Source organism: Collinsella sp. WCA1-178-WT-3 (M1), assembly GCF_009696325.1.
In the GTDB taxonomy this organism is placed as follows: Bacteria; Actinomycetota; Coriobacteriia; order Coriobacteriales; family Coriobacteriaceae; genus Collinsella.
The window spans coordinates 1-13,183 of the sequence record NZ_VUME01000006.1 but is presented as its reverse complement, the minus strand read 5'-3'; the positions used below and the strand labels follow the sequence as shown (position 1 = coordinate 13,183).

The 13,183-nt window shown below is 60.0% G+C and carries 10 protein-coding genes; 4 read left to right on the top strand and 6 right to left on the bottom strand.

The window, feature by feature from the left end:
* Positions 1-152: 152 nt before the first annotated feature.
* On the top strand, positions 153-1,331 hold the full coding sequence (locus tag FYJ40_RS05045) for an acetate/propionate family kinase (RefSeq protein ID WP_154517271.1): 1,179 nt from the start codon (positions 153-155) through the stop codon (positions 1,329-1,331).
* A 554-nt stretch (positions 1,332-1,885) separates the two neighbouring features.
* Here the strand turns inward: FYJ40_RS05045 and pta are convergent.
* Entirely contained in the window at positions 1,886-2,866 is a 981-nt protein-coding gene (gene pta, locus FYJ40_RS05040; RefSeq protein ID WP_154517268.1) for a phosphate acetyltransferase, read from the bottom strand.
* 231 nt (positions 2,867-3,097) lie between these two features.
* Here pta and glf point away from each other — a divergent pair, with 231 nt between their 5' ends.
* Both glf and FYJ40_RS05030 read left to right on the top strand, forming a co-directional pair.
* Complete coding sequence (gene glf / locus FYJ40_RS05035; RefSeq protein ID WP_154517265.1) at positions 3,098-4,300, top strand: UDP-galactopyranose mutase; 1,203 nt, start codon at positions 3,098-3,100, stop codon at positions 4,298-4,300.
* Positions 4,293-5,324, top strand: a complete 1,032-nt coding sequence (locus FYJ40_RS05030) for a glycosyltransferase family A protein (RefSeq protein ID WP_154517262.1) — start codon at positions 4,293-4,295, stop codon at positions 5,322-5,324. Before glf ends, FYJ40_RS05030 begins: the two co-directional genes overlap by 8 nt.
* A 364-nt stretch (positions 5,325-5,688) precedes the next feature.
* Here the strand turns inward: FYJ40_RS05030 and FYJ40_RS05025 are convergent, their stop codons facing one another.
* The 5 genes from FYJ40_RS05025 to ppk1 all read right to left on the bottom strand — a co-directional run bounded on the left by FYJ40_RS05025 (position 5,689) and on the right by ppk1 (position 11,910).
* Positions 5,689-6,690 carry a P1 family peptidase gene (locus FYJ40_RS05025; RefSeq protein WP_154517259.1) on the bottom strand — a complete coding sequence of 334 codons (1,002 nt, stop codon included), beginning with the start codon at positions 6,688-6,690 and terminating at the stop codon, positions 5,689-5,691.
* Between the two features lie 100 nt (positions 6,691-6,790).
* Positions 6,791-7,372, bottom strand: coding sequence for a nucleoside triphosphate pyrophosphatase (locus FYJ40_RS05020; RefSeq protein ID WP_154517256.1), 582 nt, complete (start codon positions 7,370-7,372; stop codon positions 6,791-6,793).
* Positions 7,369-7,911: a DJ-1 family glyoxalase III gene (locus FYJ40_RS05015; protein WP_154517253.1), complete on the bottom strand. Its 543-nt coding sequence runs from the start codon at positions 7,909-7,911 to the stop codon at positions 7,369-7,371. Before FYJ40_RS05015 ends, FYJ40_RS05020 begins: the two co-directional genes overlap by 4 nt.
* Before the next feature lie 175 nt (positions 7,912-8,086).
* Positions 8,087-9,415, bottom strand: coding sequence for a 23S rRNA (uracil(1939)-C(5))-methyltransferase RlmD (gene rlmD / locus FYJ40_RS05010; protein ID WP_154517250.1), 1,329 nt, complete (start codon positions 9,413-9,415; stop codon positions 8,087-8,089).
* An 86-nt stretch (positions 9,416-9,501) separates the two neighbouring features.
* Positions 9,502-11,910: a polyphosphate kinase 1 gene (ppk1, locus tag FYJ40_RS05005; protein WP_154517247.1), complete on the bottom strand. Its 2,409-nt coding sequence runs from the start codon at positions 11,908-11,910 to the stop codon at positions 9,502-9,504.
* 551 nt (positions 11,911-12,461) lie between these two features.
* Between ppk1 and FYJ40_RS05000 the strand changes: the two genes are divergently transcribed.
* Positions 12,462-13,183: arginine deiminase family protein (locus FYJ40_RS05000; protein ID WP_229770675.1), on the top strand; the 722-nt coding region annotated here is incomplete at its 3' end.

Genomic DNA, 13,183 nt, shown 5'->3' with positions numbered 1-13,183 from the left:
AGGGGCTGGACGACCAAGTGCCGTTCAGCCCCTCTTTTGCGCTCGTTGGGCGATATGTCTGATAGCTATTTATCAAGATGTGATAACTTCTTATTAAAATGCGGTCGCCTTAAGAGGTCTGCGTCGACCGTATTGCACTGCAAAGGAGTCTCATGAACGTACTTGTTGTCAACGCCGGCAGTTCAAGCCTTAAATATCAGCTTTTGGATACCGATACCCGCAAGGTTTTCGCCAAGGGCAACTGCGAGCGTATCGGATCGGACATGGGCATCTTTGGCCACTCCGAGAACGGTGGCGCCAAGCAGACCGAGGAGGTCCCTTTCCCCGATCATCGCTCTGCTATCGCTCGTGTGCTCGAGGAGCTCGAGAAGACCGACTTTACGATTGATGGCATTGGGCATCGTATCGTTCAGGGCGGCTGGCACTTCGATGATTCCGCAGTCGTCGACGACGAGGTTATGGCCAAGATCCTTGAGGTGGCACCGCTTGCTCCGCTGCACAACTACGGCGAGGCCGCGGCAATCGAATATTGCCGCGAGAAGTATCCGGAGCTGCCCAACGTGGCCGTCTTCGACACTTCGTTCCACATGACCATGCCCGAGGTCGCCTACACCTACGCGCTGCCCAAGGACGTGTGCGACAAGTACCACGTGCGCAAGTACGGCGCCCACGGTACGAGCCACCGCTACGAGTGGATGATGGCCAAGGAGATCCTGGGCTCGCGCTGCCACCGCCTGCTTTCGTGCCATCTGGGCAACGGCGCTTCGCTCGCCGCCATCGAGGACGGCGTGTGCCGCGACACCACGATGGGCCTCACGCCGCTCGATGGCCTGATGATGGGAACCCGCTGCGGCTCCATCGACCCGGCTACCGTGTGCTACTTGCAGCGCGAGGGCGGCTACAGCTATCAGGAAGTCGATGACATGATGAACAAGCAGTCTGGTCTGCTTGCCATCTCGGGTATCTCCAACGACGCCCGCGACATCCGCACGCGCGCCTCCGAGGGCGATGAGCGCTGCCTGCTCGCCTTCGACATGTTCGCCTACAAGGCCATGCAGCAGGCCGGTTCCATGATCGCATCCATGGCGGGCGTGGACACCATCACCTTTACCGCCGGCATCGGCGAGAACGACTGGTCGATCCGCAAGGCCTTCTGCGACTGCTTTGAGTGGCTGGGCGTGCGCATCGACAACAACAAGAACCGCGAGGCCGTGGGCAACGGCCCGCAGGTCATCAGCTCCGCCGGTTCCGCCGTCACCGTCATGGTCATCCCCACCGACGAGGAATACATGATCGCCCACGACGTCGAGCGTCTGACCAAGAACAACTAACGCGCGCATTTGTATTTAAACGAAAGGCCTCCGAAGCAACAGCTCCGGAGGCCTTTTTTACTAGCAGAAGGACAGCGGAAACTCCATCCCGTTTCGAGCACAAATTCTGGGACACGCTTTCCGGTTGAGGCACGTTGCGGAAAGTGCGACCCACAATAAAGCAAAATTCCGTCCCACAGTTTCCCAAACAAGCCCCAAGTGGAAGCTACATCCCACAATCCGCCTTCAAACCGGGACACGCTTTCCGGCAGAATGGCCGCCGAGGCCCTATCAGCCTTTCAAATCCAAAGTGACCATATCCGCATCGTTTGCCCCCCAGCAACGGCACCCATCCGTTCAGGATTCTTAGCCCCAGCTCGTAGCCAAGCCGCCGTCCACTCCAGATGCCCTGATTGCTGCGTTGCGGTAGAAGGCCGTACGGGCTAACCCCTGAAAACATTCCGCAGACCAGAAACGCCCCCGTTCGTAGCTCCGGAGGAGCAGAACGGGGGCGTTTCATTGGTCGAGGACGTTTTCAGGGGTTAGCCCGTACGGCCTTCGGGCGAGTGCGTCCGCTACTCGGCCATCTGAGCCTGGACGGCGGTGATGGCCACGACACCCACGATGTCGTCGGCAGAGCAGCCGCGCGAAAGGTCGTTAACCGGCTTGGCGATGCCCTGCAGGATGGGGCCGTAGGCGTCGGCGCCGGCGAAGCGCTGGACCAGCTTGTAGCCGATGTTGCCGGCCTCGAGGTCGGGAAACACGAGCACGTTGGCCTTGCCGGCAACGGAGGAGCCGGGAGCCTTGAGCTGGGCGACGGTGGGGACGATGGCGGCGTCGAGCTGCAGGTCGCCATCGATGGCGAGCTCGGGAGCCTTCTCCCTGCAGAACTTCACAGCCTCCTGGACCTTCTTGGCGACCTCGCCGCCGGCGGAACCCATGGTGGAGTAGGAGAGCATGGCCACGTGCGGCTCAACGTTGCCCATGAAGGTGGACCAGGAGTGAGCGGAGGCGATGGCGATCTCGGAGAGCTCATCGGAGGACGGGTTGATGTTGAGGCCGCAGTCGGCGAAGATCAGCGTGCCGTCGGTGCCGAACTGCGGGGTGTCGGTGCACATCACAAAGAAGGCCGAGACCAGCTTGGTGCCCGGGGCGGTCTTGAGGATCTGCAGCGCGGGACGCAGGGTGTCGGCGGTGGAGTGGCAGGCGCCGGAGACCAGGCCATCGGCATCGCCCATCTTGACCATCATGGTGCCAAAGTAGGTGGCGTCCATCAACTGGGCGCGAGCCTGCTCGATGGTGACGCCCTTCTTGGCGCGGAGCTCGGCAAACTTCTGCGCGTACTCCTCGTGCTTCTCGGCATTGCGCGGGTCGATGACGGTAGCGCCGGGAACGTTGATCTCGTCGGGGTTGCCCAAGATGACGATCTTTGCCAAGCCCTCCTCGATGATCTTGGTAGCTGCGATGATGGTGCGCGGATCTTCGCCCTCGGGCAGGACGATCGTCTTAAGGTCGGCCTTGGCGGCAGACTTCATACGGTTTAGGAAATCGCTCATGTTACTCCTTACAAGCGTTTCGCTAAGCTCCAGGCACCGGGCTGTCCACGAATAAACCCGCTGCTAGCGGGTTTACCTTTCAAATATGTACGCCGGGGTGCTTGAGCTTTCCTTGTGTGGCAAGCTCATTATAGGACGCATTAGCGCTATAATCGCTCTGATAAATATGTCTCGAAGAATGTTCGAGAAAAGCCCAGCTAACGAGCCCGTGGCTTTTGACAAGGAGTATCGATGCAGATTACCTCAGGCCTGCCTGAAGGCTTTAACGCCGGCGCATACGACATGATTGTCGTCGGTGCCGGGTATGCCGGTGCCGTTTGTGCCCGCCGTCTTGCCGAGACCATCGGCTATCGCGTTGCCGTTTTGGAGCGCCGTGGCCACATTGCGGGCAATGCTTACGACTGCTCTGATGAGGCCGGGATCCTGGTCCACGAGTATGGTCCGCACATTTACCATACCTTTAACGAGCGCGTCCACAATTTTCTGTCGCGCTTTACCAAGTGGACGGACTACCAGCACAAGGTGCTCGCCAACATCAACGGCACCCTTATGCCCGTGCCCTTTAATCACGCGAGCCTCAAGCTCGCCTTTGGCGATGAGCGCGGCGAGGAGCTGTATCAGAAGCTCGTGGAGACCTTTGGCAAGGACGTCAAGGTGCCCATCATGGAGCTGCGCAAGAAGAACGACCCGGATCTTGCCGAGGTCGCCGATTACGTCTACGAGAACGTCTTTTTGCATTACACCATGAAGCAGTGGGGCCAGACGCCCGACCAGATCGATCCCTCGATCACCGGCCGCGTTCCCGTCTTTGTGGGCGACGATGACCGCTATTTCCCGCAGGCTCCCTTCCAGGGCATGCCGCAGGACGGCTATACCGCGTTGTTCGAGCATATGCTCGACCACGATCTGATTGATGTGTTCTGCGACGTGGACGCCCGCGACCTCTTTGAGATTGACGAGACCACCGTTAAGATCGACGGCAAGGTCTATGGCGGCGAGATCGTCTACACCGGTCCGCTCGACGAGCTGTTCAACCTCGACTTGGGCGCTCTGCCGTACCGTACGCTCGACATGAAGTTCGAGACGCTCGATATGGACCAGTTCCAGCCCGTGGGCACCGTCAACTACACCACGAGCGAGGATTACACGCGCATCACCGAGTTCAAGAACATGACTGGTCAGGTCCTGCCCGGCAAGACCACCATCATGAAGGAGTATTCCAAGTCCTATACGCCCGGCTCGGGCGAGACGCCCTATTACGCCATTCTGGAGCCCAAGAACCGCGAGCTCTATGAGCGCTATCTTGAGCGCGTCCAGAACCTGACGAACTTCCACCCGGTGGGTCGCCTGGCCGAGTATCGTTACTACGATATGGATGCCGTGACCAACTCTGCCCTCGATCTTTCGGATGAGATTATCGCCTGCCATGCATAAAGTCATATCATTCGGTATTCCCTCGTATAACGCCGCCAAGGACATGGACCATTGCATCACCTCCATTCTGGAGGGGAGCGATTACGCCACCGATATCGAGATCATCATCGTCGATGACGGTTCCAAGGACGAGACGGCAGCTAAGGCCGATGAGTGGGAGGCGCGTTACCCCGGTATCATCCGCGCGGTGCATCAGGAGAACGGCGGTCACGGCATGGCCGTCCTCTCGGGCCTGCGCGAGGCACAGGGCACCTACTACAAGGTCGTCGACTCGGACGACTGGCTCGACGGTACGGCGCTTTCGACCATGCTTTCGATTCTGCGTGGCTTTGAGGAGCGCGACCAGCGCGTCGACCTGTTTATCTCGAACTATGTGTACGAGAAGGTTTACGAAGGTACGCATACCGCTATTGGTTACAAGTTTGCCCTGCCGCGCAAAAAGATCTTTACCTGGGACCAGATTGGCCATTTCCGTCTGGACCAGAATTTGCTCATGCACAGCCTGTGTTATCGCACGGATGTGCTGCGCGCGTCCAATCTGCCTATGCCGCCGCACACGTTCTATGTCGACAATATCTACGCCTATGTGCCGCTGCCGCGCTGCAAGACCATGTACTACGCCGACATCGACCTCTATCGTTACTTTATCGGTCGCGAGGGCCAGAGCGTCAACGAGGCCACGATGGTCAAACGTCTGGACCAGCAGTTTCGCGTGACGCGCATTATGATGGAGTCGTTCCATCTGTATAGCGATGTCGAGTCGTCGCGTCTGCGCGCGTACATGATGGGCTATTTCACCATGATGATGGCAATTTGTTCGGTGCTTACCAAACTTTCCGATGAGGATTGCGCCGACGAGCGCCTGACGACATTGTGGAGTGATTTGAAGGCCTACGACGAGCGTATGTATCGTCGTGCACGCTACGGTGTGGTCGGCTTCTTTACCAACCTGCACGGGCGGGCTGGAGACAAAACCACACTCGGCCTATACCGTCTTGCCTCAAAGATCTTCAAATTCAACTAGTGCATAAACGCTCGGGTAACGGGGGCCCCTGGTCCTTAACTTGCTACTTCGAACAGTCCTGCGCAAGACGGAGGCGCCACTGGCGCCTCCTTTGCGTGCGGAACTCGTATCAAGTTAAGGACCAGGGGCCCTCTGCTATGTCTCGCTTTATGTCAGCAAGCTGAATTTGAAGATCTTCGACGCGCGGTACACAGGGGCCTGGGCTGAAAAGGTCTTAGTTGGTAGTCGGTCGGAGACGGGCGGGCGTTACGTTTGTCGCGAGTTCCGCATGCAAAGAAGGCCACTTAATGTGGCCTTCGTCTTGCATAGGACTGTAGAGCAGCAAACGTAACGCCCGCCCGTCTCCGACCGACGGTCGAGTGGATTACTTCGCAACGCCGGGGATGCCGTGGGATGTTTTGGCGGTTTTGGCTCCGTTTACGATGGCGGTTTCCAGGGCCCTTACGGCGAGCATGCCCAGCAGGTCTAGGGGAACGGCGGCGCTTGCCTGGCTGCCCAGCTTGCCGCTGGCAAGGGTGTAGATGGTGTCGCCGTCGTTGGTGGTGTGTGTGGGGCGGATGGCGTGTGCATAGGCGTCTGCGGCCATCTGGGAGACCTTGGTGGCCTGTGCCTTAGTGAGCTCCACGTTGGTGACGATGCAGCTGATGGTGGTGTTGGTGCGGTCGAGTGGCATTTTCATAGAGCCGGCGGCGGCAAGGGCGGCGAGCTCCATGTCGACGATCTGGTCGCTATCGGCTGCGGCGCGCATGCCGGCCACCCACTCGCCGGTGGTCGGGTCGACCACGTTGCCACAGGCGTTGACCGAGACCACGGCGCCCACCTTGACGGTGCCGAGTGCCACGGCAGCAGCTCCAAGGCCAGCCTTCATGCAGGTGGCGGGCCCCATGAGCTTGCCTACGGTGGCGCCGGTGCCGGCACCTACATTGCCCTGATCGAGTGTGGTGGGGGTATGGTCGAGCGCCTCGCGCACGGCGGCGATACCGGCCTCAATGTCGGGACGCACGGTGGGATCGCCAAAGGCGAGGTCGAAGATGCAGCTGGAACACACGATGGGCACCTGCGTGGGGCCGACGGGCAGGCCGATGCCGCGGCTCTCGAGTTCGCGGGCCACGCCGCTTGCCGCTTCGAGACCAAAGGCTGAACCGCCCGAAAGGCAGACGGCGTGGACCTTATCGACGGTGTTCTCGGGACGCAGCAGATCGGTCTCGCGCGAAGCGGGAGCGCCACCACGCACGTCAACGCCGCCGGTGGCACCCTCGGGCGCCACGATTACGGTGCAACCGGTGCCGGCCTCCTCGTCTGTATAGTTGCCAAAGCAAAAGCCATCGACATCGCAAACGTCAATGGCTTCGAGCAGGGTGTCCATGTTTTCTCCTATCGGTTTTCCGCCGGGCCTTATGCTCGGTCGGGATCCGTGCGGTACGGCAAAATTGTAGGCGCCGGGGGATACCCAGCGCCAGATGCAATTACGAGAGTTTTTGAATCGCGCGTGCGACGCGAGCGATGGGTAAGCCCACCACGTTGTAGAAGTCGCCCGAAATGTCATGCACGAGCATGCGGCCGCCTGTGCCCTGGATACCGTAGGCTCCGGCCTTGTCCATGGGTTCGCCGGAGGCAACATAGTGCCCGATCTGCTCCTCGGTAAGCTCATAGAACGTCACGTCGGTCACATCGACAAACGACAGACTTTCGGCGGCATGCGGAGCTGCAGCGTCGCCGGCTTTAACGATACAGACGCCGGTTGCCACCTGGTGCGTGCGGCCCGAAAGCTCGCGGAGCATGGTGCGTGCCTCGTCTTCGTCTGCCGGCTTGCCCAAAATTTGCCCGTCAAAGGTGACAATGGTATCGGCTGCGACAGTCAGTTCGTTGGGTTCGGCGTGCTCGGAGGCAACGGCAGCGGCTTTGGCGCGTGCCAAACGTTCGACAAGCGTAAGCGGAGCTTCGCCATCAAAAGGTGTTTCGTCGATATCTGCGGGAATTACGCGAACGTCATAGCCCGCCTCGCGCATCAGCTCTATGCGGCGCGGCGATTGCGAAGCCAAAATCATAGCTGGATGCCCTCGGCAACCTTCTCGACGGCCTTGTCGCCGGCGAGTGTGCGCAGCAGCTCCAAGGCAAAGGGAAGTGACTGTGCCATGCCGCTGGCAGTGATGATGTTGCCGTCTTGCGTGACCTTCTCGCCGGTATAAGCACCCTCGGGGAAGCTCTTCTCAAAGCCGGGGAAGCACGTGGCTCGGCGTCCCTCGAGCAGACCAAGCTCGCCCAGGATAAACGGGGCGGCGCAGATGGCGGCAACGTGCTTGGTTGCGGCGAACTCGCAGACTACATCGCAGACACGCTGGTCGGCGCGCAAGTTGGTGGCTCCGGGCAGGCCGCCAGGCAGCACAACGCAGTCGTACTCCTCAAAGTTGATTTCGTCAAAGAGCGCATCGCAGGTCACGGGAATCTGCAGTGAGCTCACGACCTCGCGTGTGGGCATGATCGAGACGAGCGTGGCGCGCACGCCGCCGCGACGCATGACGTCGACCATGGTCAGGCATTCAATAGTTTCAAAACCATCGGCGGCGAGAACGGCAACGCTGGGCATGAGAGTTCCTTTCGTAAGGCGGCATACAATTAGCCGTCTTATACCCCGAAGACCTATGCTTGCCACGCTCGATTTCCCAATGTTTAAAAGGGGGCGGGGATTAAATAATCATTCGGAACAAATTTTTTTATCCCCGTCCCAGAAAAATCATCGGGTGTGGTCTTGGGCAAACAGCCTAGTTGCGCTTGAGATGGACGACGGTTTCGCAGTGGAAGGTTTGCGGGAACAGGTCGACCGGCGTGATCTTGACGGGGGAGAAGGTGCCTTCCTCGACAAAGCACTTAAGATCGCGTGCCAAAGTCGCCGGATCACAGCTCACGTAGGCCACGTCGCGGGCGCTCGTGCTGGCGATGAGGTCGATTGCCTCGGGTGCCAGACCTGCACGCGGCGGGTCGACCACCAGGACATCGGCATCCTGGTCGGGGAACTCGCGCACGGCATCGCCGCCGATGACATCGACGTTATCGAGCTTGTTGATCTCGAGGTTGCGGCGCAGGTCGCGCACGGCCGGGCCGTAGGCCTCGACGGCGGCAACAAAATCACAGCGGCGGGCGAGCGGTAGGGTAAAGGTGCCGGCGCCGCAGTACAGGTCCATGGCAAGCTCATCTTCTTGCGGGTCGAGCGCCTCCATGACAAGCTCGATCAAAATCTCGGCGCCCTTGGTGTTGACCTGGAAAAACGATGGGGCCGAAAGGCGCATCTGGCCGTCGGCGATGTTCTCGGTCCAAGAGCCCTCGCCGGCGAGCATCTCCACCTTGGAGATGCGGCGGGCCTTCTTCTCTCCCTTGCTCATGACGCGCACTACGCTCGTGGGGCGAGCGGCGTCTGCCAACACGCGCGAGACCTGCGAGCGCGGGAAGGAGCCCGTGGGCGTCCAAAGTGCGACCTCGAGTGCCTTGGTGCGACGCGAAGCGCGAATGCCCACGCGCTCCAGACCCAGATCGTGACTGCCGCTCAGATAGTTGAGCGCGCCGACGACCGATTTGAGCGCCTTGGGAAAACGCTTATCGAACAGCGGGCACGAATCTACGGTGACGATCTTGCTGGGATCGACGCCGTGCATGCCAAGGCGAACGCGGCCGTTAACGAGGGTGGGCTCCAGCTCAATCTTGTTGCGGTAGCCCCAGTCGTCCTTGGTGTGGCGGATGGGCTGGACAAGATCGTTGACCTGCTCGGGGGCGAACTTGCCAATGCGCTCGAGCGTGGAGCGCAGGTTTTGCTCTTTGGCGGCAAGCTGCGCGGTGCGCGAGAGATTGCCCCACGAACAACCGCCGCAGACGCCCACGAAGGGGCAGGGGGGCTGAATGCGATCGGGGCCCGGCTCCAGAATCTCGGTCGTGCGGGCGCGCATAAACGACTTGCCGTCCTGCACGATCTCGGCCTCGACGGTGTCGCCTGCCACGGCGCCCTGCACAAAGACGGCCTTGCCGTTGTCGGCGTGCGCCAGTCCGTCGGCGCCGTAGGTCATCGATTCTATGGTGAGCTTCATGTTCCTGCCTGTCATTCGCGGTATTGTTCGCAACCATGGTAGCAGGGAAAAGCGCCCCGTATCTGGGGTATTCCTCAAATACGGGGCGCTTCTACAAACGTCTATTTCGTCTTGCCGGTAATGAGCGTCTTAAGGCCTAGGCCGATCAGGCCCAGTCCCATGCGCACGCGACCGGGGCGATGACGCTCGATGGTCTTGGCCTTGCCAGCGGGCTTCTCGCGGCGGGCGCCCTTCTCGGACGCGGGGTTGGCCGTCTGCGGTTGGGGCCGAGGAGCAGGCTCGGACTCAGGCTCTATGACGGTTGCCTGAACCTTCTGGACCTCGGGTGCGGCCGGCTGCGGTTCGGGCTCAGGCTTGGATGCGAGCGTAGGTTCTGCCTTGGCGACGGCCTCGGCGTTGCGATAGGCACGCTCCAGCAGAGCTTCCTGCGAGTTGAAGGGCTTCTCGCCTTCTTTGCGCTCCACGGGAATCCAGGTGCCGTCACTCGTCAGACTGCGTGCCTTCACGTTGTCGCGCAGCTGCATGCCCATGTACTCGTGCACCTGGGCGCGGCAGGTGGGGTCGAGCACGGGGAAGGCGATCTCCACGCGGTGCTCGGTGTTGCGCGTCATCATGTCTGCCGAGCTCAGGTAGATCATATCCGAGTCCACGCCAAAGGCATAGACGCGCGCATGCTCCAAAAAGCGTCCGACGATGGAGCGCACGTGCACGTTCTCGGTCTTGCCCGGAACACCGGGCTTGAGGCACGAGATACCGCGGATGATCATGTCCACGCGCACACCGGCACACGATGCCTCGGCGATCTTGTCGATGACCTCGCGGTCGGTAAGCGAGTTGAGCTTAAAGAACACGCGGGCGGGCTCGCCGACAAGGGCACGCTGAATCTCGCGGTCCAGGCCGCGCATGATGAGCGGCTTGAGGCCCACGGGCGCCACGCCCAGGAAGCGGTAGTCGCCGCGCAGGTTGCCCAGCGACAGGTTGCGGAAGAACAGGTTAGCGTCCTCGCCGATGCCGGGATGCGCGGTCATGAGCATAAAGTCGCTGTAGAGCTTGGCCGTCTTCTCGTTAAAGTTGCCGGTACCCAAAAGCGTCAGACGGGTAAGCGCCATGCCCTCGCGATAGGTGAGCTGGCAGATCTTGGAATGGCATTTAAAGCCCTCGGAGCCGTAGATAACGGTGCAGCCGGCCTCTTCCAGCCGCTCGGCCCATTCGATGTTGTTTTGCTCGTCAAAGCGGGCGCGGAGCTCCATGAGCACGGTAACCTCTTTGCCGTTTTCGGCAGCATCGATGAGCGACTCGCACAGGCGGCTTTGTTTGGCCACGCGGTAGAGCGTGATGCGAAGCGAGATGCACTCGGGGTCGTAGGCTGCTTCGTGCACCAGGTCCAAGAACGGATTCATGGTCTCGTACGGGTAAAAGAGCAGCTTGTCGTGCTGCAGCACCTGATCGCGGATGGAGCGGGTCATATCGATGGTGGGGTTGGGCTGTGGCCTAAACGGCGTAAAGAGCAACTCGTTGCGTAGATGCTCGGGTATTTTGCCCTCGATGCCAAAGACATAGCCCAGGTTGAGCGGGATATCGCAGGTAAAAACCGAGCGGCGTGAAAGCTCGAGCGCTTTGCGGATGGTCTTGAGCGTCGGCTTTTCGAGCGAGCCCGATACGGCGAGCACCACCGGCTGCAGGCGCAGGCGCTTCTTGAGGATGCGCTTCATGTGCTGGCGGTAATCCTCTTCCTCCTCGACGCCCTCGCCGTCCGGATCGATGTCGGCGTTGCGGGTGACGCGGATGAGCGCGCGGTCGAGCGGCTTATAGGAGCCGAAGCAGCTGTCCAGGCAGGCGAGGATGACGTCCTCGAGCAGAATGTAGGAGTTGGTGCCGGTGGGCGAGGGGATTTCGACCACGCGGTTCATCGAGGCGGGAATCTCGATAAGGCCCAGCAGGCTCTCCTCGTCGGTGATGCCGTCCAGGCCACAAGCCAGATAGAGCGCGCCGTTGCGCAGGTTGGGGAAGGGATGGCGCGGATCGATGACCAGCGGCGAGATGACCGGTGATACGTAGGCCTGGAAGTAGCGGGTTACAAAGGTATGTTCCTCGGGCGTAAGCGAATCGATGCGGGCGCGGTGAACGCCCAGAGTGTCGAGCTTGTCTTCGATGCTCTTAAAGATCGACTCCCAGCGGGTAAGGAGCCCGGGCAGCTCTGCCATGACAGCATCGACCTGTTCGGAGGCGGTCATATTGCTCTTGTTGTCGACGGGCTGTTTTTTGAGCTCTGCCAGATCGGACAAGCCGCCCACGCGCACCATGAGAAACTCGTCGAGGTTTGACTCGAAGATCGAGACGAACTTAAGGCGCTCGAACAGTGGCACAGACTCATCGAAGGCTTCGTCGAGTACGCGGTTATCAAAGCGCAGCCAGCTAAGCTCTCGATTTTGCGTATACGAGAAATCGCGCGGTTTCTTGCGCAGCTTGGCGGCATTCTGCTTCTTTTCGATTTTGCTCGGCATATGCATCTGTCCGTTCAGTCCCCAAAGGGACGGTAGCCTAACACTGTTTGCTATTGTCTCAATTTAGTCGACCTATGGCGCGGACGTATCGCGCGAACGGTATCTTTACCTACTTATTACGCTGACGATCCGAAGCACTAACGTCCGGTGCTTTGAGCAAGCGATCTATATCCTCACTCAACTGGTGAGAATGTATGAATAAGAATGATAGCAAGCTGAATATAATCGAATTTAGGTCGAATCGAGGACAAGCGTCATTTATATGCAGAAAACCGTTTTCGCTATGCAATTTTGAATCATGGATAACTTTGAGTGTTCAATCTTGATTTCCTAGAAAAATAACGTTTACCTAGGAAAATCTGCTTTACGAAACTGAAGTGCATCATGGGAAATCATATGCGATATACCGTTCATCGTACTTTGTTGACCGTTCGGGGGCGAGGTGGAATTGCGGTTGAAATTTGGATATAACTAGAGCTGTCAGCAAGCAGCGCTCCATACGGAGGGGCGCTGATACATTTGGCCCTGACAAGGGCCCGAAAGAAAGGTAGGAGGCCATGACGAAAGGTCTGCACGTGCCTTCCGAGATCGGCAAGCTCAGGAAGGTCTGCCTGCACCGTCCCGGCGACGAGCTCCTCAACCTGCCGCCCGACGAGCTCGAGCGGCTCCTGTTCGACGACGTCCCGTTCCTGGAGGTCGCGCAGCAGGAGCACGACACCTTCGCCCAGATCCTGAGGGACCAGGGCGTCGAGGTGCTCTACCTCGAGAACCTCGTCGCCGAGGTGTTCGACCAGGTCCCCGGCGCCCGCGACGAGTTCACCGACCAGTACATCGCCGAGGCCGGCATCCGCGGGAAGCACATGCCGCAGATCGTCCGCGAGAAGCTGGACTCCATCGAGGACAACCTCGAGTTCGTCAAGAAGACCATGGCCGGCATGACCAAGGCCGAGATCGAGATGCCCCTCACGGCCTCCACGACCCTCGACTCCCTGGTCAACTCCGAGTCCGAGTCCGACCTGATCATCGACCCGATGCCCAACCTCTACTTCACCCGCGACCCGTTCGCGGTCGTCGGCGAGGGCGTCAACCTCAACCGCATGTACTCGGTCACCCGCAACCGCGAGACCCTGTACGGCAAGTACGTCTTCAAGTACCACCCCGACTACAAGGACGTCTCCCTGTACTTCCGCCGCGACTGCCAGTTCCACACCGAGGGCGGCGACGTGCTGAACATCAACGAGAAGACCCTCGCCGTCGGCATCTCCCAGCGCACCCAGGC

Bases quoted from the DNA above. Each gene is read 5' to 3' on its own strand.
- FYJ40_RS05045 (WP_154517271.1), top strand. From the start codon at position 153: ATGAACGTACTTGTTGTCAACGCCGGCAGTTCAAGCCTTAAATATCAG.
- pta (WP_154517268.1), bottom strand. From the start codon at position 2,866: ATGAGCGATTTCCTAAACCGTATGAAGTCTGCCGCCAAGGCCGACCTT.
- glf (WP_154517265.1), top strand. From the start codon at position 3,098: ATGCAGATTACCTCAGGCCTGCCTGAAGGCTTTAACGCCGGCGCATAC.
- FYJ40_RS05030 (WP_154517262.1), top strand. From the start codon at position 4,293: ATGCATAAAGTCATATCATTCGGTATTCCCTCGTATAACGCCGCCAAG.
- FYJ40_RS05025 (WP_154517259.1), bottom strand. From the start codon at position 6,690: ATGGACACCCTGCTCGAAGCCATTGACGTTTGCGATGTCGATGGCTTT.
- FYJ40_RS05020 (WP_154517256.1), bottom strand. From the start codon at position 7,372: ATGATTTTGGCTTCGCAATCGCCGCGCCGCATAGAGCTGATGCGCGAG.
- FYJ40_RS05015 (WP_154517253.1), bottom strand. From the start codon at position 7,911: ATGCCCAGCGTTGCCGTTCTCGCCGCCGATGGTTTTGAAACTATTGAA.
- rlmD (WP_154517250.1), bottom strand. From the start codon at position 9,415: ATGACAGGCAGGAACATGAAGCTCACCATAGAATCGATGACCTACGGC.
- ppk1 (WP_154517247.1), bottom strand. From the start codon at position 11,910: ATGCATATGCCGAGCAAAATCGAAAAGAAGCAGAATGCCGCCAAGCTG.